At 67.3% G+C, this 23,983-nt stretch carries 24 protein-coding genes and 1 tRNA gene; 10 read left to right on the top strand and 15 right to left on the bottom strand.

Translation table 11 applies throughout. The features are described from left to right. Positions 1-87 precede the first annotated feature (87 nt). Positions 88-1,251 carry a type I restriction endonuclease gene (locus HZS55_RS10225; protein WP_179911575.1) on the bottom strand — a complete coding sequence of 388 codons (1,164 nt, stop codon included), beginning with the start codon at positions 1,249-1,251 and terminating at the stop codon, positions 88-90. Between the two features lie 147 nt (positions 1,252-1,398). Here HZS55_RS10225 and HZS55_RS10220 point away from each other — a divergent pair, with 147 nt between their 5' ends. Further along, entirely contained in the window at positions 1,399-2,148 is a 750-nt protein-coding gene (locus HZS55_RS10220) for a DUF5781 family protein (protein ID WP_179911574.1), read from the top strand. A gap of 21 nt (positions 2,149-2,169) precedes the next feature. Here HZS55_RS10220 and HZS55_RS10215 read toward each other — a convergent pair whose 3' ends face one another. The 4 genes from HZS55_RS10215 to HZS55_RS10200 form a co-directional block, all read right to left on the bottom strand. Next, the gene (locus HZS55_RS10215) at positions 2,170-3,618 is read right to left on the bottom strand and encodes a PQQ-dependent sugar dehydrogenase (RefSeq protein ID WP_179911573.1); all 1,449 of its coding nucleotides are present in this window, start codon (positions 3,616-3,618) and stop codon (positions 2,170-2,172) included. A 159-nt stretch (positions 3,619-3,777) separates the two neighbouring features. Beyond that, complete coding sequence (locus HZS55_RS10210) at positions 3,778-4,494, bottom strand: energy-coupling factor transporter transmembrane component T family protein (RefSeq protein ID WP_179911572.1); 717 nt, start codon at positions 4,492-4,494, stop codon at positions 3,778-3,780. Then, a complete protein-coding gene (locus HZS55_RS10205; protein ID WP_179911571.1) occupies positions 4,488-5,192 on the bottom strand; it encodes an energy-coupling factor ABC transporter ATP-binding protein in 705 nt (234 codons plus the stop codon). The genes HZS55_RS10210 and HZS55_RS10205 overlap by 7 nt, the downstream gene beginning before the upstream one ends. Then, on the bottom strand, positions 5,189-5,770 hold the full coding sequence (locus HZS55_RS10200) for a biotin transporter BioY (protein ID WP_179911570.1): 582 nt from the start codon (positions 5,768-5,770) through the stop codon (positions 5,189-5,191). Before HZS55_RS10200 ends, HZS55_RS10205 begins: the two co-directional genes overlap by 4 nt. Positions 5,771-5,903: 133 nt before the next feature. Here HZS55_RS10200 and HZS55_RS10195 point away from each other — a divergent pair, with 133 nt between their 5' ends. Continuing rightward, positions 5,904-6,722, top strand: a complete 819-nt coding sequence (locus HZS55_RS10195; RefSeq protein WP_179911569.1) for an aldo/keto reductase — start codon at positions 5,904-5,906, stop codon at positions 6,720-6,722. A 375-nt stretch (positions 6,723-7,097) separates the two neighbouring features. Here HZS55_RS10195 and HZS55_RS22815 read toward each other — a convergent pair whose 3' ends face one another. From HZS55_RS22815 to HZS55_RS10155, 9 genes are all read right to left on the bottom strand, one after another. Further along, positions 7,098-7,229 carry a hypothetical protein gene (locus HZS55_RS22815; protein WP_281373128.1) on the bottom strand — a complete coding sequence of 44 codons (132 nt, stop codon included), beginning with the start codon at positions 7,227-7,229 and terminating at the stop codon, positions 7,098-7,100. Positions 7,230-7,383: 154 nt separating this feature from the next. Further along, positions 7,384-8,001 (bottom strand): 30S ribosomal protein S7, encoded by a 618-nt coding sequence (locus HZS55_RS10190; RefSeq protein ID WP_179911568.1) that lies wholly within the window; start codon positions 7,999-8,001, stop codon positions 7,384-7,386. Between the two features lie 2 nt (positions 8,002-8,003). Further along, positions 8,004-8,432 (bottom strand): 30S ribosomal protein S12, encoded by a 429-nt coding sequence (locus HZS55_RS10185; RefSeq protein WP_006885266.1) that lies wholly within the window; start codon positions 8,430-8,432, stop codon positions 8,004-8,006. Positions 8,433-8,710: 278 nt separating this feature from the next. Next, positions 8,711-9,136, bottom strand: coding sequence for a NusA-like transcription termination signal-binding factor (locus tag HZS55_RS10180; protein WP_179911567.1), 426 nt, complete (start codon positions 9,134-9,136; stop codon positions 8,711-8,713). Positions 9,137-9,152: 16 nt separating this feature from the next. Next, positions 9,153-10,358: a DNA-directed RNA polymerase subunit A'' gene (gene rpoA2 / locus HZS55_RS10175; RefSeq protein WP_179911566.1), complete on the bottom strand. Its 1,206-nt coding sequence runs from the start codon at positions 10,356-10,358 to the stop codon at positions 9,153-9,155. Between the two features lie 2 nt (positions 10,359-10,360). Further along, the gene (locus HZS55_RS10170; RefSeq protein WP_394353564.1) at positions 10,361-13,327 is read right to left on the bottom strand and encodes a DNA-directed RNA polymerase subunit A'; all 2,967 of its coding nucleotides are present in this window, start codon (positions 13,325-13,327) and stop codon (positions 10,361-10,363) included. A 52-nt stretch (positions 13,328-13,379) separates the two neighbouring features. After that, positions 13,380-15,206: a DNA-directed RNA polymerase subunit B gene (gene rpoB / locus HZS55_RS10165; protein ID WP_179911564.1), complete on the bottom strand. Its 1,827-nt coding sequence runs from the start codon at positions 15,204-15,206 to the stop codon at positions 13,380-13,382. 1 nt (position 15,207) lies between these two features. After that, entirely contained in the window at positions 15,208-16,773 is a 1,566-nt protein-coding gene (locus tag HZS55_RS10160; protein WP_179911563.1) for a DNA-directed RNA polymerase subunit B'', read from the bottom strand. Between the two features lies 1 nt (position 16,774). Beyond that, positions 16,775-17,011 (bottom strand): DNA-directed RNA polymerase subunit H, encoded by a 237-nt coding sequence (locus HZS55_RS10155; protein ID WP_179911562.1) that lies wholly within the window; start codon positions 17,009-17,011, stop codon positions 16,775-16,777. Positions 17,012-17,291: 280 nt separating this feature from the next. Here HZS55_RS10155 and HZS55_RS10150 point away from each other — a divergent pair. The 7 genes from HZS55_RS10150 to HZS55_RS10120 all read left to right on the top strand — a co-directional run bounded on the left by HZS55_RS10150 (position 17,292) and on the right by HZS55_RS10120 (position 22,031). Next, positions 17,292-17,364 (top strand) — tRNA-Asp (locus HZS55_RS10150). 384 nt (positions 17,365-17,748) lie between these two features. Continuing rightward, entirely contained in the window at positions 17,749-17,946 is a 198-nt protein-coding gene (locus tag HZS55_RS10145) for a hypothetical protein (RefSeq protein WP_179911561.1), read from the top strand. A gap of 42 nt (positions 17,947-17,988) precedes the next feature. Continuing rightward, entirely contained in the window at positions 17,989-18,642 is a 654-nt protein-coding gene (locus tag HZS55_RS10140; protein WP_179911560.1) for a hypothetical protein, read from the top strand. Between the two features lie 128 nt (positions 18,643-18,770). Continuing rightward, positions 18,771-19,058: a winged helix-turn-helix transcriptional regulator gene (locus HZS55_RS10135; protein ID WP_179911559.1), complete on the top strand. Its 288-nt coding sequence runs from the start codon at positions 18,771-18,773 to the stop codon at positions 19,056-19,058. Between the two features lie 139 nt (positions 19,059-19,197). After that, positions 19,198-19,908, top strand: coding sequence for a sugar phosphate nucleotidyltransferase (locus HZS55_RS10130; protein ID WP_179911558.1), 711 nt, complete (start codon positions 19,198-19,200; stop codon positions 19,906-19,908). Positions 19,909-20,074: 166 nt separating this feature from the next. Continuing rightward, positions 20,075-21,037 carry a S49 family peptidase gene (locus HZS55_RS10125; RefSeq protein ID WP_179911557.1) on the top strand — a complete coding sequence of 321 codons (963 nt, stop codon included), beginning with the start codon at positions 20,075-20,077 and terminating at the stop codon, positions 21,035-21,037. Then, positions 21,024-22,031 (top strand): motility-associated ABC transporter substrate-binding family protein, encoded by a 1,008-nt coding sequence (locus HZS55_RS10120; protein WP_179911556.1) that lies wholly within the window; start codon positions 21,024-21,026, stop codon positions 22,029-22,031. Before HZS55_RS10125 ends, HZS55_RS10120 begins: the two co-directional genes overlap by 14 nt. Positions 22,032-22,135: 104 nt before the next feature. Here the strand turns inward: HZS55_RS10120 and HZS55_RS10115 are convergent, their stop codons facing one another. Beyond that, positions 22,136-22,465: an FUN14 domain-containing protein gene (locus tag HZS55_RS10115; protein WP_179911555.1), complete on the bottom strand. Its 330-nt coding sequence runs from the start codon at positions 22,463-22,465 to the stop codon at positions 22,136-22,138. 192 nt (positions 22,466-22,657) lie between these two features. Here HZS55_RS10115 and hflX point away from each other — a divergent pair, with 192 nt between their 5' ends. Next, positions 22,658-23,968, top strand: a complete 1,311-nt coding sequence (gene hflX / locus HZS55_RS10110) for a GTPase HflX (protein ID WP_179911554.1) — start codon at positions 22,658-22,660, stop codon at positions 23,966-23,968. Positions 23,969-23,983: the final 15 nt, after the last annotated feature.

Genomic DNA, 23,983 nt, shown 5'->3' with positions numbered 1-23,983 from the left:
CCGAACGAAGTGAGGCGAGGACCGCAGCGAGCCGCGGGAGTGTAGACGACCGGAGATTTCACGCTGTTTCCGATCTCTCGTTCTATTTTACAGCATGTCGTCGGTCGTTTCTGCTAATTTCAGCGCTCCGAGGGTCGTATACCGAAGCCCTTGTGGATACTTCGTCTCAAATGGGACCGGATCCGCTAATTCGTATAACTTCCCTGGTTCAAACCGTATCACCACTTTGTCCTCGGCTATCTTTGCACCGTCAGCATACTCTTCAGGTGGCCGGGCCAATTCTGCTTCGTCCGGTGAAACGACATCTTTCACTTCCGCAAAATATTGGACTTGACGCAGGTCCCCAGTCACGTACATCGCTACGTAGTCAAACTCGCTCCCGACTCGGACAAATCCCCATGCGTTGTTTTCTTCTAAAAACGGCACGCCTGATTCCTTAGTCGGAAATACAGCGACTTTGGCGTCGTCATCACCATTAATCTCGGCCCGATTGATTACCCCTGCAATCTTATTTTCGGCTGATTTTACACCAGTAGGATTTGGGCGCTCTGTTTTGGTTCGAGTAGTCTTTGTCCCGCCAGCGTCGATCTCAGAATCTATGTCTTCGATCAGTCTATCAACTAGCTCTTTTGATTGAGCTTCGGCAAATGAGTAGATTGCATCCGAAACTTGTCCACCCAGTACGGTGGCCAATTCCTCTGAAATATCGTCTTTTTCAGCTTCGAGAGTTCGCCGTGCTTCTCGCAATTCGTTGATCCGACCGAGAATTTTACCGGACTCTCCGGATTCAATTGCTGATCTCGTATAGGCCTTCAGTACTGACACCTTCTCTGGAAGGACTTCCAAATGTGTGTCAATAACTCTCTGTACGTTTACGTTCGTAGCATCAACGTGCCGCTGAAAGAATCGGTATTGCTTCCCATTGCTGAGTATCCCATAGTTGACGTTCTTATTCATCATGTACGAGGATAACTGCTCCTCGTGGTCCGATGTCAGGGCTGTATCGGCTCCCTTCGCTTCGAGAAATGCGACCGGTGTCCCTTCCAGAATCAAAGCGTAATCGACCTTGTATGTCTGGCCGAACGCCTTGACCGAGTATTCGAGTTGCGTATTGATCGGGATCTCCCAGTCAAGCAGATCGAGAAAATCTCGAAGGACAGCGGCCTTCGTATTCGCCTCGTCCATCTGGGGAGACGCTTCGATGAGTTGCTGACTCCGGTCAACATACTCACCTACATCTTGCCTGTCCATTGGAAATTGTTCGACAATCCATCTATTTATAAGATGGTGGAAGTGTTGGGACGATTTCGGGAGGATCTGTTCTGTAGAGGAAATATTCCGTCTTCCATGCCAGACCCCCGCAAGAGTAATACTCGCCGAAACCCTGGCAGTGAGCGTATGGACGTGCGAGTACGCGGTCCCGGCCCGGACGGCGCGATTCTCGGGGCGCGCGACCTGTTCGAGACCGAACGGACGCTGAAGCGACCGGTCACCGTCGAGATCCGCGAAGACCCGGACGAGCGGACACGGGTGAGCCACGACGAGGAGGGGCACCTGTTCGTCATCTCCCGGCAGGCGGCCACGTCGGCGATGGCCCGCGAACTCGCGCTCCACGAGTTCGCGCACATGCACCACTACGAGCGCGACCACCCCTCTCACACCCAGTCGATGGAAGAGGTCATCTTCCTCGCGCTCGCGGGTCGCTCGGTCGAACGGCGGAAACTCACCCACTGCTACCAGATCGCCAACCACATGAAAGACATCTACGCCGACGACGTCTGGCTGGAGGTCGCACCGGCGGACAAACTGGTGGCCTTCCTCGAATCCAGCCTCGCCGCCGCGGTCGCGGACCGCCCCCGGGACCCACCGGCCTGGGACCGTCTCACTCCCGCGGCCGATCCGGACATCACGGCGGTCAACGCCGCGTTCGCGCTGGGACTGGTCGAACGGCACGGCCTCGTCGACGACGACCACCGGATCTACGACCTGGCGCACGCCGCCGCTCAGGACGCGCCCGAGATCGACGTGGCCGCGTTCACCCGGCGCTTCCGGACGCTGGCGCGAAACCCCGACGACAGCGAGTACCGCAAGGCGCTGGTGGACGTGACCCGGGCGTACGCGACCGGCGGCGAGCGGGCCGCGGACTGAAGCGAGCGCGGCCGCGTTTCGTTACTCCTGGGTCAGCCGGACGAGTACGTCGTCGCGCTCGGTGGGGAACTTCCCCTCGGCGCGGCCGTCGCGGTTGGAGGTGACGACGTAGATGTCCCCGTCGGGCGACTGCTCGACGTGGCGGATGCGGCCGAGTTCGTTCTGCATCGTCGTGTGGACCGTCGCGGTGTACGCCTGATCGGACCAGTCGTCGGTGACCTGGGCGTAGGCGTCCTCGGCCGGCGGGAGCGTGCCCCCCTCCGGCGTGAGCGTCGTGACGATCAGCTGCTGGCTGACGAGCCCGCCCGTGACCATCCGGTTGCGCAGCGCGGGGACCGCGTCGCCGGTGTAAAAGAGCGAGCCGGTCGGCGCGAAACTCGTGGCGCGCGTGTTGAACAGCGGCGGGTGGAACCCGCTGCCGGGGTAGTCCTCGGGCTCGTGTACCTCGTTCCAGCTGTAGTTGTCGCCGGCGACGAGCCGGTTGATCTCGTCGCGACCCGTGGGCCCGTGCTCGGAGTTGACCGGCGTGCCGTCGGGCAGCCAGACGATCCCCTGGGGGTTGCGATGGCCGTAGGTGAACACCCGCGGGTCGGCGCCGTCGCCCAGGTCGGGATTGTCCGGCGCGGGGTCGCCCGCAGGCGTCACGCGGAGGATCGTGCCGGCGAGGCTACCGGGGTCCTGGGCGTCGTCGGGCTGGCCGCCGTCGCCGCAGGTGATCCAGAGGTAGTTGCGCGGGCCGAAGGTGATCCGGCCGCCGTTGTGGTAGTTGTTCGCCGGGATGCCGTCGACGACCGTCCCGACCGGTTCGCCCGGGTTCTCCGAGTCCACGTCGAAGGCGGCGACCTTGTTGTACTTCGTCCCCTCGCCGTTCGTGTAGGTGTAGTAGACGAAGATGCGCGCGGGGTCCGGAAACGTCGGGTGGACGGCGACGCCGAGGGTGCCGCCCTCGCCGCCCTTGACCCACCAGGGCCGTTTGTCCGACCCCGGTTCGATGGAGCCGGCGTCGATGGCCTCGGTGGGCTCGGCGACGGTGCTGACGTTCTCCCCGTCGAACCGGAGCACGCGGCCGACGCGCTCGGTGACGAACATGTCCCCGTCGGGGGCAAAGGCGATGTCCCAGGGGACCTCCAGGTTCTCGACGAGGACTTCCGTCCCGAGCGTCGCCTCCAGGGGCGAACTCGTCGGCGGTTCCCACTCGGGGTCGTACCCGGACCACGATTCGAGGGGGCGGCCGACGACGGACTCCGCCGTGGGCGTGTCGGCCGTGGATCCGCCGTCCGAGCCGCTACCGGACCCGTCGCTTCCGTCGCCGTTCCCGTCTGCCGGATCGCTGGCGCCGCCCCCGGTCGGCGTCGCGGTCTCGGTCGAACAGCCCGCCAGCCCGGCGACGCCGGCGGCGGTCAGGGCGAGGAACCGCCGGCGCGACCGCCCCCGCGAGCTCGCGGCGCGGTCCGTCGAGTCGCTTTGCATGTCCGACTCCTATTACCCGACCGGAATGAATCTTCCGGGACTCGCGGTCGACGGTCGGGCGCGACCGCGGCGACCGACACCGCCGTCGCCCGCAACCTCGATGGCTTCGGCGACGGCGCTATCGTTTCGGCCCTCGACCCTCGGGAGCGACGACGGCCCTCAAGGGATCAGCGCCAGCAGCGGCGACGCGGCCAGCGCCAGCCCCAGCGCCGCGACCGGGTAGTCCCGCCGCCGGAAGACGAGCGCGGGGAGCGTCGGGTTCCAGGCGAAACAGCGCGCCCGCAGCGCGAGGGTCAGCCGGTCGGCTCGCAGGAACGACCGCTGGAGTCCCCGGGCCAGGACCCGCCGGACGCGCTCGCGCAGCGGCCGGCGCTGGCCCGCCCTGGCGTGGACCGCACGGCGGGTCGCCCGCAGGTCCGCCAGCACGACCGGGAACAGCCGGAAGACCAGCCCGACGCCGACGCCGAACAGCCGCCCGACCGTCCCCGGGACGAGTCGCTGGATCGCCGCCCGCGTCTCGCGGACCGGCGTCGTCCGCACGTAGACCGCGCCGACGAACACGACCGGAATGACCCGCGCGACCGACCGCAGGGACTCGACCGCCGGGCCGACCCGGAACCACGGCTCGCCCAGCGCCGCGCCGCCCAGCAGCGGCCCGACCGCGAGGAACAGGAACACCGCCCAGTAGGTGCGAATTACCCGGAACGGTGAGAGCCGACCGGCCGCCAGCGCGCCGAGAGCGACCGCGCCGCCGACCGCGAACCCGCGGACGGTCGGGTAGGCGAACACCGCGACCGCGAGGCCGAACTGGACGGCGAGTTTCGCCCGCGGGTCGAGGCCGTGGGCGAACGAGTCGCCCGGCTCGTAGGTCAGCATCGGGGGTCGCGGACGCCCACCTCGTCCAGCCGGTCCAGCGCCGCGGGGGTCGGCTCGTCCAGCGCGACGCGGCCGTCGGCCATCCCGACCACGCGGTCGACCAGTTCGACCACGTCGCGCAGGTCGTGGGTGACGACCACGAGGCCGGTTCCGTCCGCCGACAGCTCGTCGAGGCGGGCCAGCACCGACTCGCGGGCCGACCGGTCGAGCCCGACCAGCGGTTCGTCCAGCACGAGGTGGTCGGGGTCCATCGCCAGCGCGCCCGCGATGGCGACTCTGGCCCGTTCGCCCCCGGAAAGGCGGTCGATCCGCTCGTCGTCGCGGCCGGCCATGTCGACCGCGGCCAGCGCATCGTCGACGCGGCTGTCGATCTCCGCCCGATCGAGGCCGAGGTTCTCCGGGCCGAACGCCACGTCGGCGCCGACGGTCCCGGCGACGAACTGGTCCCGTGGGTTCTGGAACACCATCCCGACGCGGGTCCGCGCGTACACCGGCTCCTCGGTCACGTCCCGACCGTCGACGCGGACGGTCCCCTCGTCGGGCTCCAGCAGGGCGTCGAAGTGGCGGACCAGCGTCGTCTTGCCGCTGCCGTTCGCGCCGACGACCGCGACGGCCTCGCCGTCGCCGATGGCCAGCGAGACGCCGTCGACGGCCGCGACCTCGCTGTAGCGGTGGACGAGCCCCTCGGTCTCGATCATCCCCGGAGCGCGACGGCGCCGCTCTCGACGACGGCGACGGCGACGAACACCTTCACCACGTCCGGCACGGCGAACGGTGCCATGGCGGCGGCCGCCGCGCCGACGGAGATGCCGAGCACCTCGGCCATCCACGGGAGGCCGACCGCGTAGACGACGACGAGTCCGGCGAACACCGCGGCGAGTTCGACCGCCGGTGAGAGTTCCGACACCGGTCGCGGCTCGACCCGTCGATGGGCGACCGCGCCCACGACGACCGCCGACAGGGCGAACCCGACGAGGAAGCCGCCCGTTCGACTGCCGAAGTAGCCGATGCCCGCGCCGCCGTTGGCGAACACCGGCGCGCCCGCCGTCCCCGCCGCGAGGTACAGCGCCATCGCGAACCCGCCCCACAGCGGTCCGAGGAGCAGGCCCGCGAAGAAGGGGCCGAACGGTTGCAGCGAGAACGGTACCCCGACGCTCGGGATCGGGATCGACAGCTGCGCGAGCGCCGCCGTCAGCGCCGCCAGCACCGCCGCCCCCGCCAGGTTCCGCACCGTGTCGTCGCCCACGAGGTCGACCGATTCGTACTCCTGTGCCATGCGCCTCCCTGGCCCGTCAACCGGTAAATAGACACTGGTTTACGCGACCCCGTATCGGTCCGCTTCGCGGGGCCGTCCCGGTTTCGACCGCCCCGAGGCGGGGATTTACCACCCGCCCGTTCGCAGTCGGCCCATGGAACACGTCACCGTTCAGGGCGTCGAGGTTCCCGCCGTCGGCCTCGGGACGTGGCAGCTCACCGGCGAGGAGTGCTACGAGACGGTCTCGGCCGCGCTCGAACTCGGCTACCGTCACGTCGACACCGCACAGATGTACGAAAACGAAGCGCAGGTCGGCCGCGCCGTCGCCGACTCGGACGTGGACCGCGACGACGTGTGGATCACGACGAAGGTCACGCCGGGCAACGCCCGCCGGGCGGACGTCGTCGAGAGCACGGAGGAGAGCCTCGAGAGACTGGGGACCGACTACGTCGACCTGCTCCTGCTCCACTGGCCCAACCCCCTCGTCTCCTTCCGCGACACCGCCCGCGGCATGGCCGAGTTGCGCGACGACGGCCGCATCCGTCACGCCGGCGTCAGCAACTTCCGCCGCTGGCGCCTCCGCCGCGCCCGCGAGAAGTCCACCGTCCCGATCCTCGCCGATCAGGTGCGCTTTCACCCCTTCTACACCCACGGCGCGCTCCGGGAGTACTGCGCGAAGGTCGACACCATGCTGACCGCGTACAGCCCGCTCGCCCACGGCGGCCTGCTCGACGACCCCGTCCTCGCCGAGATCGGCGAGCGCTACGACAAGACGCCCGTCCAGGTCGCGCTCCGGTGGGTCACCGGCTTCGAGAACGTCGCCACCGTCCCCAAGACCACCTCCCGCGAGCACCTCCGCCAGAACATCGAGGTCTTCGACTTCGAACTCACCGACGACGAACGCGACCGGATCAGTCGCCCCTCCTACCTGAAGTCCGCCGGCCTCTTCCTCCGCAACGAGATGGGTATTTGAGGGACAGCAAACCGACCGAATCTGCCGTGGCGCGCGCTGTCGCGCGCTCTCGTGCGCGCGACGACACCGTGCGAGGGACGAGCATCGCAGGCCGCAGGCCGAGAAGCGCAAGAGGGTGGGGAGGTATGAGGCCGTCTGCGGCGCTGTGCGGGGTGGTTTCCTGGCGGACTGAAAGGGCGAGGCGCGCTCGCGTTCAGTTTAGTCGTCTGAGCGGGCCACTATCCGCGCGGGCGGTGCGGAGAGCGCGGATATCCCGCCTCAGCGACCGCGAGCGGGTCGAGGGCTTTCAACGTCTGCTGTCGAGTGCAGTAGCCGATCCAGCTAGCGAGCGGGCCGGAGCGTTCAGGATTTAAAAACCGGACGTATTGGACTCTCTTACTCGCGCTCGGACTCCAACTCCTCCACTCGGTCCTGCAGGTCGTCGATCTCCCGATCCCGACGAAACGCGCGCTTCAGGAAGACGCCGACGACGAGCACGACCGGGACCGAGATAACGGCCGCGAACACGAGAATGGTCAGCAGTTCCGCACTGCCGCCGGACTAGAGGGGAACCATTGTCGGCCGTGGAACTGTTTAGCACTTTGACGTTACGGACTTCGCCACTCACAGAGTCACGACTCACGACCGAGCGAAGACGGAAAAGCGGAGAATCCCGCAGAGATTACCGGGCGGCGGCGGCGACGCGTTCCTTCTCCTCTTTCTGGTTGACGGCGTAGGCGGAGACGTCGTCGTTGGCGGCCGAAGCGAGCTGGTTGGCCAGCGCCTCCTCGGCGTCGGTCGGCGTCTTGAACGAGTCGCTGTAGACGCCCTCGGCGATGAACTTCAGGGCCTGGTCGACGCGGCGCTGGGGCGCGACGTCGACGGCCTTCGGGACACTGATCCCACCGTACTTCAGGCGGACGGTCTCCTCGCGCGGGGCGGCGTTCTCCACGGCGGCGACGAGGACCTGGACGGGGTTCTCGTCGGTGCGCTCGTGGATGATGTCGAAGGCGTCGCGCGTGATGCGCATGACCTTCTGCTTGTCGCCGGTGTTCTCCTCGGTCTGCATGAGGCGGTTGATCAGCCGTTCGACGACGCTGATCTCCGACTTCTGGAACTGCTTGCCGGCGTGGCGACCCATCGTGTGGGCGATGGGCGTGACGGTGATGTAGCGCTCGGTCGAGGGGTCGGTGTAGTCGATGTCGGTGACCTCCCACTCGCCGAAGAGCTTGGCGGGCGCGTCCTCGTCGTCTGTCCCGGCCGGGGCGTCCGGCTCCGGGGCTTCGTCGTCAGCACTCATGATTATCGGACCGGTTTCTCCGCGTTGCCGCGAACGAGTTCGATCATCGAGACGCCGTTGACCTTCTCGACCTTGTAGTTGACACCCGAGAGGTCGCCCATCGCGCGGCCCTTCGCACCGCCGATGCCGGCGATGGTGACCTCGTCGTGCTCGTCGATGAAGGAGATGGCGCCGTCACCGGGACAGAACGCGGTGACCTGCTTCCCGTTCTTGATGAGCTGGACCCGGACGCACTTCCGGATCGCGGAGTTGGGCTGTTTCGCTTCGATACCGACCTTCTCCAGGACGATGCCACGCCCCTGGGGCGCGCCCTCCAGCGGGTCGGACTTCTGTCCGAGACCCCGCTCGCGGCGCGCGTAGTCGGAGTCGGACCACCGATGCTGTTGGCGGTCCTTCTTCAGTTTGCGGGCGGCGTATTTGCCGTTCGCCATAGTGGCCGTGGATACCCGACGGAGGTACTTAAGCGTCCTCTTTCGGCGCGTGGCCTGTGACGCTCCCACGTGGCCCGGTGTCGCTGGACTCGGGCGGCCCCACCGAGAGCGGGTCCCGTGCCGACGACCGGTCCACACGGAGGGTGTCCGGGCGCCGGTGAACGGGGTCTCCGAACCGAGGAACCGGAGTCGGCGAACCGGCGGACCGTCGCGGGTGCTTCGCCGTGGCGGTCGTCAGATCCGAGCGGTGAAGCGATTCGCGGAAAAGAGACGCTGCCCTACGTCAGCTCGATCTCGTCGATGTCGAAGTGACGGGCGGCGAGTTCGCGGGCGGCGTCGATGTTGCGGCCGCCCTTGCCGATGGCGGCGCCCCGGTCCTCGTCGGCCACCTCGGCGTAGGCGACGGTGGAGTCGTTCTGGCTGATGGTGACGTTGTACACCGCCGCGGGCGAGAGCGCGCTGGCGACGAAGTCCTCCGCCGTCGGCGCGTCCTCGACGAGCTTTATTTCGCGGTCGAGCTGCCCTTCGAGCGACTGGACGTGCTGGCCGCCCGGGCCGATGGCCTCGCCCATCTCGCCGGCGGCGACGAGGAAGACCAGCCGGTCGTACTCCTCGTCGACGACGCAGTCCCGGGCCGTCGCGCCGGTCTCGTCCTCGAACAGCGCGATGAGTCGCATCGCCTCGTCGGAGAGGGTGACGGTCATGCGTCCCGGTCCGTCATCAGTCGGCCTCTTCGGCCCCGTCGCCGCGCCCCGGTGCCATCCGCAGGTCCACGTCGCCGGTGCCCAGCTTGATCGGCTTGCCGACGATGACGTTCTCGGTCACGCCGTTGAGGTCGTCGACCTCGCCGTGGATGGCGGCGTCGAGCAGGTGGTTGACCGTCACCTCGAACGCCGCGCGGGCGAGCACGGACTCCTTGTTGCCGGAGATGCCGTGGCGACCGATCGACTCGATGGAGCCGCGGTTGGTCATGATGTCCGCGACGAGCATCAGGTGGCGGATGTTCACGTCGTCGAGCCCCTGCTCTTCGAGCGTGTTCATCGTCTCGTTGATGATCGCCTCCCGGGCGGCCTCGATGCCGAGCTGGCGGTGGATCTCGTGGATGTTGTTACACGTCGTCCGCGAGGCGTCCACGCCGTCGAGCCCGAGCACGTCGCCCAGGGCCGACCCCTCGGTGTAGAGGACGAACTCCTCGCCCTCGTCGGTCTCCTCCTTGCGGATGACGACGCGGGAGACCTCCTCGATCCCCTTGAAGACGATGTCGCGCAGCTCCTCGACCAACTGGAGCAGGTCGCGGTAGCTGGGCTCGTCGGGGCCGAACTGGACGACCGTCGGCGCCGGGGTCTGGACCTCGACGCCGAGCTTCGACTCGATTGTCGAGGCGATGTCGGTGACGACCGATTCGAGGTTGTCGGCGGTCGGCCACCGCTCCTCCAAAGTGTCCTCGTTGAGGTCGACCTGGACGAGCATGTCGGCGACGTTCGTCGACACGTCCCCCAGCTGGAGGATCTTCGTCGACTCGATCCCCCAGACGACCTCGTGAGCGCGCTCGCGCTCCTCGGCGTACTCGTCCTCGAGGTGGATCGTCATCATCGGGGTGTCGGGCTCCTTCCGGGCGTCGACCAGCTCGATGAGCCGGGGCAGCCCCTGGGTCACGTCGATCTCGGCGACCCCCGCGTAGTGGAAGGTGTTCATCGTCATCTGCGTCCCGGGTTCCCCGATGGACTGGGCGCTGACGGTCCCGACGGGGTCGAGCGGGTCGACGCGGGTGTCGACGTACTTGCTCTCGACCGCCTTCGAGATGTCGTCAACCTGTTCGAGCGTCAGGTCGCCGTGCGATTCGAGGCGCTCGTACACGTCGTCTTTCAGCCGGCGCGGCAGCTCGGTGTCCTCGACCAGGGCTCGCACGTCCTCGGTGATCTCCATGGTCAGTCACCCCCGGCCGCTTCCATCCACCAGTCGTCGGCGTGCTCGGAGATGTTCGTCGGCTCCGGCTCGCGTTCGATGAACTTCGCCTTGTCGGCCTCGGAGTCGAACTCCGCGTCGACCACGCGGTCGACGATCTGGTCCACGTCGACGGCCGGACCCTCCTGGTTCGAGGAGACCTCGACCGGGGAGGTACCGTCCTCGCCGAACTCGAACTGGACGATCGTGTCGCTGGTGTCGCGAACCGTCCCGTCGTACTGCGTTTCGAGCTCGGACAGGGCGTTGATGAGCCGGCGCTGCAGGTAGCCGGACTTCGAGGTGCGGACTGCCGTGTCGACCAGCCCCTCGCGGCCGCCCATCGCGTGGAAGAAGAACTCCCGCGGTTCGAGCCCGCTGCGGTAGGAGTGCTCGACGAAGCCGTGGGCCTCCGCCGAGAGGTCGTTGGGCTTGTAGTGGGAAAGCGTGCGGTCCTCGTACCCGCGGTTGATCCGCTCGCCGCGGACCGCCTGCTGGCCGACGCAGCCGGCCATCTGGGTGAGGTTCAGCATCGAGCCACGCGCCCCCGAGTCGGCCATGACGACCGCCGGGTTCGCGTCGCCGAAGTGGTCCTCGGCGATGTCCCCTGCGGTGTCACGGGCCTTCGAGAGCGTCGACATGATCTTCATCTCCAGGGTCTCGTCGACCGACCGGCCGGGCAGCGACTCCAGCTCGCCGGCCTCGTAGGTCTCGATGAGCTTCTGGACGCGGCTGTAGGCGTCGTCGATGGCCTCGTCGATCTGGCCCTCGGCTTCGGCCGGGATCGACTCGTCGTCGATACTGATGGAGAACCCGAAGTGCATGATCGAGCGCATCGCCAGCGTCGACACCTCGTTGACGAAGATGCGCGCGCGGGTCTTCGAGTACTCCTTGGCGATGGTGTCGACGACCTCGCCGCCGAAGCCGCCGACCGCGTCCTCGTCGATGGTCCCCGAGAGCAGCTGGCCGTCCTCGATGACGACCTCGTCGCCCGCCGAGGAGGTGAACTCCGCGTTCAGGTCGTCTGGCAGCAGCTCCGAGAACAGCGTCCGGCCCGTCCAGTACTCCGCGCCGCCGTCGTCGACGCCGTCCGCCTCGGGCAGCTCGTCGATCCGGGTCGCCCGCAGCAGGTCCAGCGCCTGCGTCTCGTTGAAGTGCGGGTTCGTGTGGGTCAGCAGGTAGGTCCCGGTGATGTGGTCCTGGATGGCACCGATGATGTTCTCGCCGAACCGCGGCGAGAGCATCTGTTCCTGCACGCGCATGAGAACGCGCGCCTCCGCGCGGGCCTCCTCGTTCTGCAGGGCGTGCATGTTCATCTCGTCGCCGTCGAAGTCGGCGTTGTACGGCGGGCAGACCGTCGTGTTCAGCCGGAACGTCTTGTACGGCATCACCACGACCTCGTGGGCCATGATGGACATCCGGTGCAGCGACGGCTGCCGGTTGAAGATCACGATGTCGCCGTCGATGAGGTGGCGGGACACTTCCCAGCCGGGCTCGACCTTCTCGGCGAGCTCCTCGCAGTTCTTCTCGGTGACCTTCAGGCGACGACCGTCGTGGCGGCGGACGTAATTGGCGCCCGGGTGGACCTCGGGCCCGTTCGACACGTAGCGCTGGGCCTCCTCTAGGTTGCGCTCGTTGACGTTCATCGTCTGGGTCATCTCGGTCGCCACGCGATCGGGGACGCCGACCTCGTTGAGCGACAGCGTCGGGTCCGGCGAGATGACCGTTCGCGCGGAGAAGTTGACGCGCTTGCCCGAGAGCGAGCCGCGGAAGCGACCCTCCTTGCCCTTCAGGCGCTGGGAGAGCGTCTTCAGCGGGCGGCCCGAGCGGTGCCGGGCCGGCGGCGTACCCGAGATCTCGTTGTCCATGAACGTCGTGACGTGGTACTGCAGCAGTTCCCAGAGGTCCTCGATGATCAGCTGGGGCGCACCCGCCTCACGGTTCTCCATGAACCGCTGGTTGATGCGGATGATGTCGACCAGCTTGTGTGTCAGGTCGTCCTCGGAGCGCTGGCCGTTGTCCAGCGTGATGGAGGGACGGGCCGTCACCGGCGGGACCGGCAGGACGGTGAGGATCATCCACTCCGGCCGGGAGCGGTCGGGGTTGATGCCGATCGCTTCGATGTCCTCGTCGGGGATCTCCTCGAACCAGTCGCGGATGTCCGAGGGCATCAGCTTGTCCATGTCCTCCTCGACGAGGTACTCGGCCGCGGAGCTGACGTCCTCCTCGAGTTCGTCGAGGTCGTTGAGCCGACCCAGCGCACGCCCGAGATTCTTCAGGCGCTCGATGTCGTTGCGGTCGGGCCGGTAGGTGCCCGAGAGCAGCTCGCGGATGCGGTCGGCCTCGAAGTCGCCGTCGTCGAGCTCCTCGGCGATGTCGCTCGGCCGGACGGCCTCGCCCTCAGGCGGGTCCATCGCGCGTTCGAGGCGCTTGGAGAGCTCGCCGTGGGGCACCTCGATGATCTCGTAGTAGGTGGTCGGCTTCTCGTGTTTGATGTCGAACTGCTTGGCGCCGCAGTACGGGCAGTAGTCGACCTTGCGGCACTCGCGGATGGCCGACTTGAGCACGTCCGACATGTCCTCGTTGAGCTCGGCGGTCCGCTCGAGCTTCTCGCGATACTCCCGTTTGCGCTGTTCGGCCTTGTCCTCGGCGTCGGCCTCGCGGCGGCCGTCGACGGGGGTCAGGCGCGAACACTCGCGGCAGGTCCCGCGCAGCAGGCGACGGATGAGCTTCGCGAAGCCGACGTGGATGACCGGCGCCGCCAGCTCGATGTGGCCGAAGTGGCCGTTACAGGACCCGGAGTGCTTGCCGCAGGTCTTGCACTCCAGCCCGGGGTCGATGACGCCCAGGCGGGGGTCCATCAGACCCATGTCGATGGGGAAGCCGTCGTCGTCGTAGGTGTCGGCCGTGATGACCTTCGTGGCCGACATCTCGCGGTACTCCTCGGGGTCCATCAGCCCGAAGCTGATCTGACCGATCTCCTGGGGTGTTCCTTGCTCGGACATGTTAGACTGCGTCCTCCAGTTCGATGCGCGGCGCGATGCCGAGCGCCTTCATCTCGTCGAGCAGGAGCTTGAACGCGTAGCTCATCTCGACCTCGTGAATCTCGGTCTCCTCGTCGCAGTTGGGGCAGTAGACGCGCCGTTGCTCGACGTTCTCGACCGCCGTCATCCCGCACTCGCCGCAGACGTTGATGAACTCGCGGTCGGACTCGTCGAGCAGTCGCTCCTTCAGCGCCATCGCGGCGCCGTGGCCGATGAGCACGTCCCGTTCCATCTCGCCGACGCGGAGGCCGCCCTCGCGGGCGCGCCCCTCGGTCGGCTGGCGGGTCAGCACCTGCACCGGACCGCGCGAGCGAGCGTGGATCTTGTTCGAGACCATGTGGTAGAGCTTCTGGTAGAAGATGGTCCCGAGGAAGATCTCGGCCTCGATCTGCTCGCCCGTGATGCCCGAGTACATGATCTCCTTGCCGCTGGACATGAAGCCGTGCTCTTCCAGCGAGCCGCGGAGTTCGTCCTCGTCCTCGCCGGTGAAGGCGGTCCCGTCGACGCGCCGGCCTTCCAGCGATCCGACCTTCCCGCCGATCATCTCGAGGATGTGGCCGACGGTCATGCGCGACGGCAGCGCGTGCGGGTTGATGATGAGGTCCGGCACGACGCCCTGTTCGGTGAAGGGCATGTCCTCCTGGGGCGCGATGTGGCCGACGACGCCCTTCTGGCCGTGCCGGGAGGCGAACTTGTCGCCCAGTTCCGGGATGCGCTCGTCGCGCACCGAGACCTTCGAGAGCTTCGAGCCGTCCTCGCCCTCCATCAGCGTCACCGTGTCGACGACGCCCGATTCGCCCGAGCGCATCGTCACGGAGGTCTCACGCCGTTTCTGCGGGGAGAGACCGCCCATGTCGTCCGGCTCCTCGAGGAACCGGGGCGGGGAGGTCTTCCCGAGCAGCACGTCGTTCTCGCCGACGTGGGTCTCGGGGTTGACGAGGCCGTCCTCGTCGAGGTGGGTGTAGGCCTCCTCGCCGCGGGCGCCCCGCACCTCGTCGTCGGGGATCTCGAAGTGGTCCTCCTGGCCGCCGGGGTAGCGTCGCTCCTCGCCCTCGTAGGTGCGGAAGAAGTGCGACCGGGAGAGGCCCCGGTCGACCGACCCCTTGTTCATGACCAGGGCGTCCTCGATGTTGAACCCCTCGTAGGACATGACCGCGACGACGAAGTTCTGTGCGGCCGGGCGGTCGTCGTACCCGATCTGCTCGGTGGTCTGAGTCTTGACCAGCGACAGCTGCGGGTAGTGCAGCAGGTGCTGGCGCGTGTCCGGTCGGATCCGGTAGTTCGCGCTCGGCAGACCCAGCGACTGCTTGATCATCCCCGACCCCATCGTAATGCGGGGCGAGGCGTTGTGTTCGGGGTAGGGAATCATCCCCGCGCCGATACCGAACATCAGCTGCGGGTCGACTTCGAGGTGGGTGTGGTCCTCGTCGAGTTCCTCCTCGTTGACCGCGACGTAGATGTCCTCCTCCTCCTCGGCGTCGATGAACTCGATGTAGCCGCGTTCGACGAGGTCCTCGAACTCGATGTCGCCGTCCGTGACGGCCTCGACCTCCTCGTCGGAGACGAGCGGTTCGCCGTCCTCGATGACGAGGAGGGGCCGCCGGGCGCGGCCGGCGTCGGCGTTGACGATGACCTCGCGCGTGCGGTTCTTGACCGAGACGTTGACCATCTCGCTCACGTCGCCGCGGCGGCGGGCCTGTCGGATCTGGTCTGCGAGCTGATGCGGGTCGGGGTGTGTCCCGACCAGGCTCCCGTTGACGTAGACTTTGGCTTCTCGTTGCTGGCTCATGTTAGTCGTCCGCTGGCTGCTGGTCGATGGACTCGATGCCCGGGATGCCCGAGACGCCCATCGCCGCCAGTTCCTGTTTCAGTCCCTGTTCGTCCTCGACGTTCTGGGAGAGCTCCATCGCCTGCGCGAAGTTCTTCACCAGGCCACAGTTGGGTCCCTCGGGCGTCTCCGAGGGACAGATGCGACCCCACTGGGTCGCGTGCAGGTCCCGCGCCTCGAAGTGCGGTTGCGAGCGCGAGAGCGGCGAGCGAAGCCGCCGCAGGTGCGACAGCACGCCCATGTAGTCGGTCCGGTCGACCAGCTGGCTCACGCCGGAGCGGCCGCCGACCCAGTTGCCCGTCGCGATCGGGTGCTCGAGGCGCTCGGTCAGCACGTCCGACCGAACGACCGTCGAGACGGAGAGCTGGCGGTTGCGCATGTTCGCGCGTTCGAGCTGGTACTTCACGTCCCGGGCGAGCTTGTTCAGCGCCGTCCGGAACAGGTCCTTCATCAGGTCGCCGCTGACCTTCAGGCGCTTGTTGGCGTAGTGGTCCTTGTCGTCGGCGTCCCGGCGGTCGAGGGCGAGTTCGAAACACGCCTCGGCCATCCGGCAGAGGTAGTACGCCTTGTTGATGCGCACGTCCTCCTCCTCGACGCCGTCCTCGTGGAGGTGCGGGAGGAGATAGCGGTCGATGACGTAGTTGGCGCGCTTGAGCTGGTAGTTCTTGCCCTGGCCGGAGGCGACGCGCTTGCCGAGTTCCTCGATGGCTTCCTCGGTCGTCTGGACCTCGGCGGCCTCCAGGTTCTCGAGCATGAACTTCACGATCTCCGGGTCCTCGGAGACGCGGTGGACGATCTCCTCGTCCGATTCCAACCCGAGCGCTCGGATCAGCGTCACGAAGTTGATGCTCCCCGACACCGACGGGAACGACACTTCGAGCAGCCCGTCGCGGGTCCGCTCGACGAGCACCAGCGCGCGGTAACCCCGGCGCTGGGAGAAGGTCTTGGCGACCTCGATGGTGTCGCCGTACTTCGTGTCGGTCTCGGCGAGGATCTTGTTCGGTGCGAGGTCCTCGCTGGTCATCAACACCCGCTCGGAGCCGTTGACGATGAAGTAGCCGCCGGGGTCGGCGGGGTCCTCGCCGATGTCGATCAGCTCCTCGCGCGTGAACCCGGCGATGTTACACTTGTCGGAGCCGACCATGACCGGCATGCGGCCGATCTTGGTCTCGGTCTGGTCGACGACCCGCTCCTCTTCTTCCTCGCCGCCCTTGATGATCGCCATCTCCATGAAGACGGGCGCGGCGTAGGTGATGTTCCGGAGCCGGGCCTCCTGGGGGTAGAGCAGCTCCTCGGAGCCGTCCGCCTCCCGGACGCGCGGGGTGACCACCCGAACGTCGCCGAGTTCGACGTAGACGGGCTCCTCGCCCTCCTTGTCGCCGATGTCCGTCTCGATGGTCGCCTTCTCGTCGACGACCTCCTGCATCCCCCGGTTGAGGAACGCGTTGAACGAGCGGAAGTGGTGTTCTGCGAGCCGTTCCCTCGAGAAATACTCACGCGATATCTCGCGTCTGTCCTGAATGTTCATGTTATTCTACGACGAGTCGGTATACGACTGCCCGGTCGGTCGTTCGCGAGTCCCGTGTCACCTTGACCACGTCGCCGGCCTCGACGTCCGCTTCGAGGTCGCGGATCGCGGGGTCGGTGCGCTTGATCTTCGGCAGGTCGGTTTTCTTGATGTTGTACTCCTCGAGTACGCCCTCGATCTCATCGCCGTCGAGGGCCGTGTGGTCGGGGACGAGTTCGTGTTGGCTTACGTCTACCATGTGTTGGCCTGTCTGAGAGAAGTTGCTGTCACGAGATACTACAGGCGCCTATAACCGCGAGCTATAAAACGCTTACCAAGTCTCCCGAGCGGAGCTACTCGCATCGCGAGCAATCGTCGTGGGACAGCGGCGTTGTCGGTTCGTGCCACAGGATACGCGGAAGTCCTTCATAGGTGTTGGGGTACGGGTGGTATTGGCACGCGCGATCCGGTCCGATCGGGCGAAGGCGCCGTCGTAACTGGAAAGCCTTTTCCGTGTGTTCCTCCCAGACGTGAGTGTAGCCCGGGTGGTGTAGTGGCCCATCATACGACCCTGTCACGGTCGTGACGCGGGTTCAAATCCCGCCTCGGGCGTCTTTTCGGAACCAACACGGCCAGCGAGGCGTTTCATCGCCGAGCGGCCCGTTGGTTCCGAAAGTTCCCTCACGGCGGATTTGAACCCTATCAGTCGCGCGCAGCGAACGGCGTGAGCGAGCACGTCTGATTCCGGTTCAAATCCCGCCTCGGGCGCTTCTTCGATTTCCACGACACGGAGTCTCGTCTCCGCGTCTCTCCCGAAATCGGGGAGCGGCAGTACGGGATTCGAACCACGCGAGACGAGCGACAGCGAGTCTCGCTCGGGTTCAAATCCCGAGAGACGCCGGCGGCGTCTCTCGATCCTCGCGAACGCGCCGCGCTCGCTCTGTCCCGCCTCGGGCGTCTTCCGTAGCCGTCGATTCCCCGGCGGTTGCACCGTCGGTGAGCGCCGTAGCCCTCGCCGCGCTCGCCCGTCCAGCCCTCGCGAGACTGCAACGGGCCTGGGTCGCCGGAGGTGTGGTCGGCGTCTCGCAGGCGATTCTGTCCGGACTGTCGAGCGGTGTGTTCCTGGCGGTAGCGGTGTTCGCGGCGGTCCACGTCCTCTCGCGGGGGAGCGTCGAGGGCGGTGACTTCGGGTAGCGGGTCCGCCAGAGCGATATGGCTGGCTGCGAATGGGCTGGTATGGACGAGATCGACAGTCAGGCGATGCCCCGCGTGCTCGTCGAGGAGTTCCTCGAACGCGAGGAGGGGACCCGCGCCCTGCTCGACGACCTGGAGCGGGCGACGCTGGAGGGGGACCACGAGGCGGTCCGCGAGCGCATCCGCGACCTGGCGGAGAACAACCAGCACGTCTTCTACGCGGTGGCGCTGTCGCTGTCCGGCTCCAAGCAGTTCTACGGCGACGTGGAGGCCCAGCTGGGCGTCGAGGCCGCCGACGTACTGCGGGACCTGGGCGACACCTACCCGGCGCTGGCCGAACCGTTCGGCGTCGTCCGCACCGAGCAGACCCGCGAGCGGCGCAACCCGGTGACGGAGCTCGAAGCGACGACGACCTACCACGGGGAGGCGGAGGTCCCGGTGGTGAGCTACACGCCGAAATCGGGCGCAGTGGACCTGTTCGAGGGCCAGGGCTCGCCCGAGGAGGTGCTGCAGTTCGCCTCGTATCTCGTCCAGGCGACGACGGACTCGCTGGACAGCGCGCTCGACCACGACTACTCGGTCAACACCGAGGAACTCGGCGCGCTCATCGACCGCCAGGAGGAGTTGGAGAGCGAACTCGGCCGGCTGCGCGACCAGATCGACGAACTCCGGCGGACGCCCGTCGGCGACGAGTAGGGCCGCGCGTGTTGGCGACCGGGACCGCAAGCGGGGGCACGCGACCGTCGTCGCGTCGGGCGCGTCGCCTCCGGGTCGGCACCTGCGACATTTATTACGGACGGGGGGAATAGACCCGGTGGGATTTCATGGTGGAACGACTGACCAAACAGGTCGAGAAGGAGGAACGGGACCTGCGGATTCTGGAAGCGGTGATCGAGTCGGGACCGATCGGTATCGTCCGGCTGTCCGAGGAGACGGACGTGCCCGAGCACAAGGTGCGGTACTCGCTGCGGATGCTGGAGGACGACGAACTGATCGAGCCGACGCCCAACGGGGCGATCCCCGCCGACGGGCTCGGCGAGCGCGTCGTCCGGATGAACGACGGCATCGACGACCTGACCGCGCGACTCCAAGCGCTCGAAGATATCTTCTGACGCGACCACTGGAGCGGCTCGGCGAGGCCGGTCGAGAGCGGTGCGAACGCGTGCGGCGCGACTGCGGACGGCGCCGTCGCGGATCCGGCGGCCGCGGCACCGTTTAGTGGGCGGGTAGCGTGCGGTCGAACGAGACCAGATGAAAGCAGTCATCCCGGCGGCCGGGCGCGGCACGCGCCTCCGGCCGCACACCGAGGACCGGCCGAAGCCGCTCGTCCCGGTCGGCGACCGCCCGTTGCTCTCCCACGGGCTCGACGAACTGGCCGCGCTGGGCGTCACGGAGTTCGTGATCGTCGTCGGCCACCGGAAGGAGGCGATCATCGACCGCTACGGCGACGCGTTCGACGGCGTCCCGATCACGTACGTCCACCAGCGCGAACCGAAGGGCCTGGCCGACGCCGTCCTGCGCGCCGAAACGGAGATCGACGAGGACTTCCTCGTGTTCAACGCCGACAACGTGATGACGGGGAACCTCGGCGAGGTAGTCGAACGCCAGCGGACCGACGGCGTGGACGCGACGCTGCTCGTCGACGACGTCTCCCGGGACGAGGCCGCGGACACGGGCGTGTTCGTCACCGACGACGACGGGCGCCTCGACGCGGTCGTCGAGAAACCGTCGAACCCGCCGTCGACGCAGGTGCTGACGGGGCTGTTCGGCTTCTCCCCGGACATCTTCCACGCCTGTCACCTCGTCCAGCCCTCGGACCGCGGGGAGTACGAACTGACCGACGCGATCGACCTCTTCCTGCGTGCCGAGCGCCGCGTCGAGACGGTGGCGTTCGCCGGCCAGCGGGTCAACGTCAACACGCCAGCCGACCGCGAGCGCGCCGAGCGCCTGGTCGAAGAGTAGCGGCCCCGACCGGTCGAGCGTCGCCGAACCGCAGTAGGCCGCGGCTACCGCCGAGACCGAAGCGGACGGGCCGCTACTGCGCCAGTCGGTCTCGGCCGGCACGTATGTCAAACGGAGTTTTAGATTGACCAACCTTCATGAGGGGGTCGTCCGTTCCCCGAGGTGTATGGTGGATAGAACCGATTCGACCAAGACGACCACGGTGCTGTACGTGATCGTCGTGGTCGTCGCCGTCCTGATTGGCACCGTACTCGCGCCAGTCGTCTGGAGTGCCACGCAGTCCTCTTCGGGCGACTCGGGGGACCCGACCGTGTCGGTCATCACGCTGCGGGCCGGGACAGACGCCGGCCCGGTGAACGACATCAAGGAAGACCTCAGACAAGCGAGAACCAACGAGTCCGTCGAGGCGGTCGTGTTGCGGATCGACAGCCCCGGCGGCGCCGTCGCGTCGAGCGAGGAGTTCTATCTCGCGGTCAACCGGACCGCCGCGCAGATGCCGGTCGTCGCCTACGTCGAGGGGACGGCCGCCTCCGGCGGCTACTTCGGGATCGCGCCCGCCGACCGGATCTTCGTCAAACCGAGTTCGACCGTCGGCTCCATCGGCGTCATCGTCAGCGCGCCGCTGAGCACGGTCGAACAGTCCGAGGCCCAGAGCAAGGCCTACCTTCGGACGGGCCCGGACAAGGCGACGACGGAGAAAGACCAACTGCGCGAGCAGATGGAGACGCTCCACAACGCCTTCGTCGACACGATCGTGAAACACCGCGGCGCCAACCTCTCGATGAACCGGAGCGGCGTCGCCCACGGCGAGGCGTACATCGGCCCGGCTGCGCTCCGGAACGGCTTCGCCGACGAGATGGGCGACCTCAACTCGGCCATCGCGGAAGCCGCGACGCGGGCGGACGGCATCGACGGCGACCAGTACAACGTCGACTACAACGAGCCCGTCAGCCCCTCGGGCGGCAGTATCGTCCTCTCGGAAGACCCCGCGAGGGTGGACGGGAACGTCGTCTACGTCGACGGCTCCGACGACGGGGGAACGGAGTTCCAGCAGCCCTACGAGTTCCACGCGGTCTGGGGCGTCCCGGTCACCGAGGACGCTCCGGAGGTGAACAATGAAAGCGAGTGAGGTACTCAAACCGCTCGGCGTCTTCGTCGTCGTGATCGCGGTCATCCTCGCGGGCACGGCACTCCTCGGCGTCCTCGGCGGGTCCGGCTCCGCGGGACCGGCCGACGGTGAGGAGATAGAGGGACAGTCGCCCGGCCAGTTCGCGCCGGAGAACGTGCTCGCGACCAGCGCGCCCGAAGACGGCGAGATATCGCTCGACAGCGGCGGCGAGAGCAAGCGCGTTCTCGTCGATAGCGACCACAGCAACCGATACTCCCAGTCGGATCTGGCGCCGCTCGTCGAGGCGCTGGCCCGGGCCGGTCACGAGGTCGACTTCACGCCGAGCGCGGCCGGCGACGACGGCGGGTTCGGCGAGAGCAGCTACAACGCGACGCTGCGTCAGTACGACGCCGTGCTGATCGTCCAGCCGACCGCCGCGTTCTCCGACGCCGAGATCGCGGGCCTGACCGCCTACGCCGACGGCGGCGGCCGCATCGGCGTGCTCGCCGAGCCGCCCCAGCTGTCGGTCGGGAGCGGCCTGAACGCACAGATCACACAGGTCCGCTTCGGCGCTCAAGACCTCGTCGGCGAGTTCGGCCTCCGGATGGGGACCGAGGGCCTCTACAACATCGAGGACGGCGGCAACGACAACAACTACGAGAGCATCATCGCGAGTCCCGACGGGTCGAGCGCGCTGACCGAGGGCGTCTCCAACGTCACGTTCGACTCGGCCGGCTACGTCGTTTCGACCGGCGACGACGCGCAGGTCCGGATGCGCGCTATCTCCGGGACGCGAACCCTCGAACGGCGGCAGGCGGGCCAGTACCCCGTCGCCGCGCAGAACGACAACCTGGTGCTGGTCGCCGACACCTCCTTCCTCAAGTCCTCCGAGCTGTACGACATGGACAACGAGCAGTTCGCCGGCAACCTCCTGGAGTTCCTCGTCTCCGGCGACAAGGACGACGACGTGCCCCAGGGCAGCGGTCCGTCCGGCGGCTCCGGTCAGTCGCCGTAAACCGGACCGGCCCTCCGCTCTCTCACGACCGACCAGCGACCGCGCTGCTGGCCAGTGGCGTTCGTCGAAAATCCGCGACCGCGAATTCGCCCGCCTCCGCCGGACTACCCCTTCTTGAAGCCGACGAGGAACCCGCCCGCGAAGCCGGCGCTGACGGGGATGACCGACAGCAGGCTCACGACGATGCCCGGCGGCTGGCTCCCGGTCGCGGCGTCCGTCGCGGCGCTGCTCGCGTTGACCAGCCCCGCGGAGAGGCGCTCCCAGTCGACGGCGAGGATGCCCTGCGACTCCAGAAACTTGAACAGCGCGAGTTCGACGCCGACCAGAATCGCGATGATCTTCGCGACTTTCTTGGCCGCGAAGCCGATCAGGCCCCCGATCACCGCGCCCGAGCCCAGCTCCAGCCCGATCTGTTGCAAGCCGATGTCTACCATATCCGTCCCGGTAACGACCGCGGGATAAGGCTCTTGTGCCCTCCGGTCGTGTCGAGTAACCCCGACTTACTCGAACGCGAGCGGCGACGTAGCCCCGGATATCTGGGGAGAACGGCTGTCGGAGCCGTTCGCCGGGGTCGGCCGTCGCGTCCGACCAGAGTTTAAATACGCGGGCGCCGTAGCCACGCGCGAGTGACGGAGACAGGAACCCACCGCCGGGCTGTCGTCGCCAAACGCGTCGACAGCGGACGGCCCGACACGACGGAGATCCGCGATCTGGCGCGCGCGGCCGGCTACGACGTGGTCGGCGAGGTGACCCAGACGAGGAAAGAGGACCCGGCGACCCACATCGGGGAGGGGAAGGTCGCCACGCTCGCGCGCACGGTTGCGGAGACGGAGGCGACGGTCGTCGTCTTCGACAACCAGCTCGGGCCGTATCAGACGTACAACATCGGCAACGAACTCCCAGAGGGAGTCAAACTGGTCGACCGCTTCCGGCTCATCCTCGAGATCTTCGGCCAACGTGCCCAGACCCGCAAGGCCCAGCTACAGGTCGAGCTCGCGGAGCTGCGGTACGAACTCCCGCGCGCAGAGGCCAAGGCCAGCCTCGCCCGGCGCGACGAGCGGCCGGGGTTCATGGGGCTAGGCGAGTACGACGAGAGCCGCGAGCGGGACATCAAAGCCCAGATCTCCCGCATCCGAGACGAACTCGAACGGATCGAGGAGACCGAGGAACACCGCCGCGCGCAGCGCCGCGAGTCCGGGTTCGACCTGGTGGCGCTTGCCGGCTACACGAACGCCGGGAAGTCGACGCTGCTCCGCCGGCTCGCCGAGGACGTCGACGTGGACGAGAACGAGGACCTCCACCCCGACCTGGACGCGACCGCCGAGTCCGAAGACCGGCTGTTCACGACGCTCGGGACGACGACCCGGCGAGCGGACATGGACCAGCGGGACGTGCTCGTGACCGACACCGTCGGGTTCATCTCGGACCTGCCCCACTGGCTCGTCGAGTCGTTCAAGTCGACGCTGGACTCGGTCTACCGGGCGGATCTCGTCCTGTTGGTCGTCGACGTGAGCGAGCCGGTCGAGGAGATCCGCGAGAAGCTCGTCACGTGTCACGACACGCTCGCCGAGCGTAACGAAGCGCCCATCGTGACGGTGCTGAACAAGGTCGACACGGTCGACGCCGAAGAGGTCCAGCGCAAGCGCGAGGCGCTGTCGGCGCTGGCGCCCAACCCGGTCGCGGTGTCGGCCCGGACCGGCGAACGCGTCGACGACCTCCGCGAACGGATCCACGCGGAGCTTCCCGATTACGAGCGCGAGCGGCTCGTCCTGCCGATGACCGACGACACGATGTCGGTCGTCTCGTGGATCCACGACAACGCCCAGGTCGACTCGGTCGACTACGGCGACCAAGTCGTCATCGAGTTCGAGGCTCGCCCCGCGGTCGTCGAGCGCTCGCGCTCGAAGGCGGGCGAACTCGTCGGGGCCTCGGCCTGAAGCGGGGGGGTGCCG

It is taken from the genome of Halosimplex rubrum (assembly GCF_013415885.1).
GTDB classification, from domain to species: Archaea; Halobacteriota; Halobacteria; order Halobacteriales; family Haloarculaceae; genus Halosimplex; species Halosimplex rubrum.
This window is presented reverse-complemented; position numbering and strand designations above follow the sequence as displayed.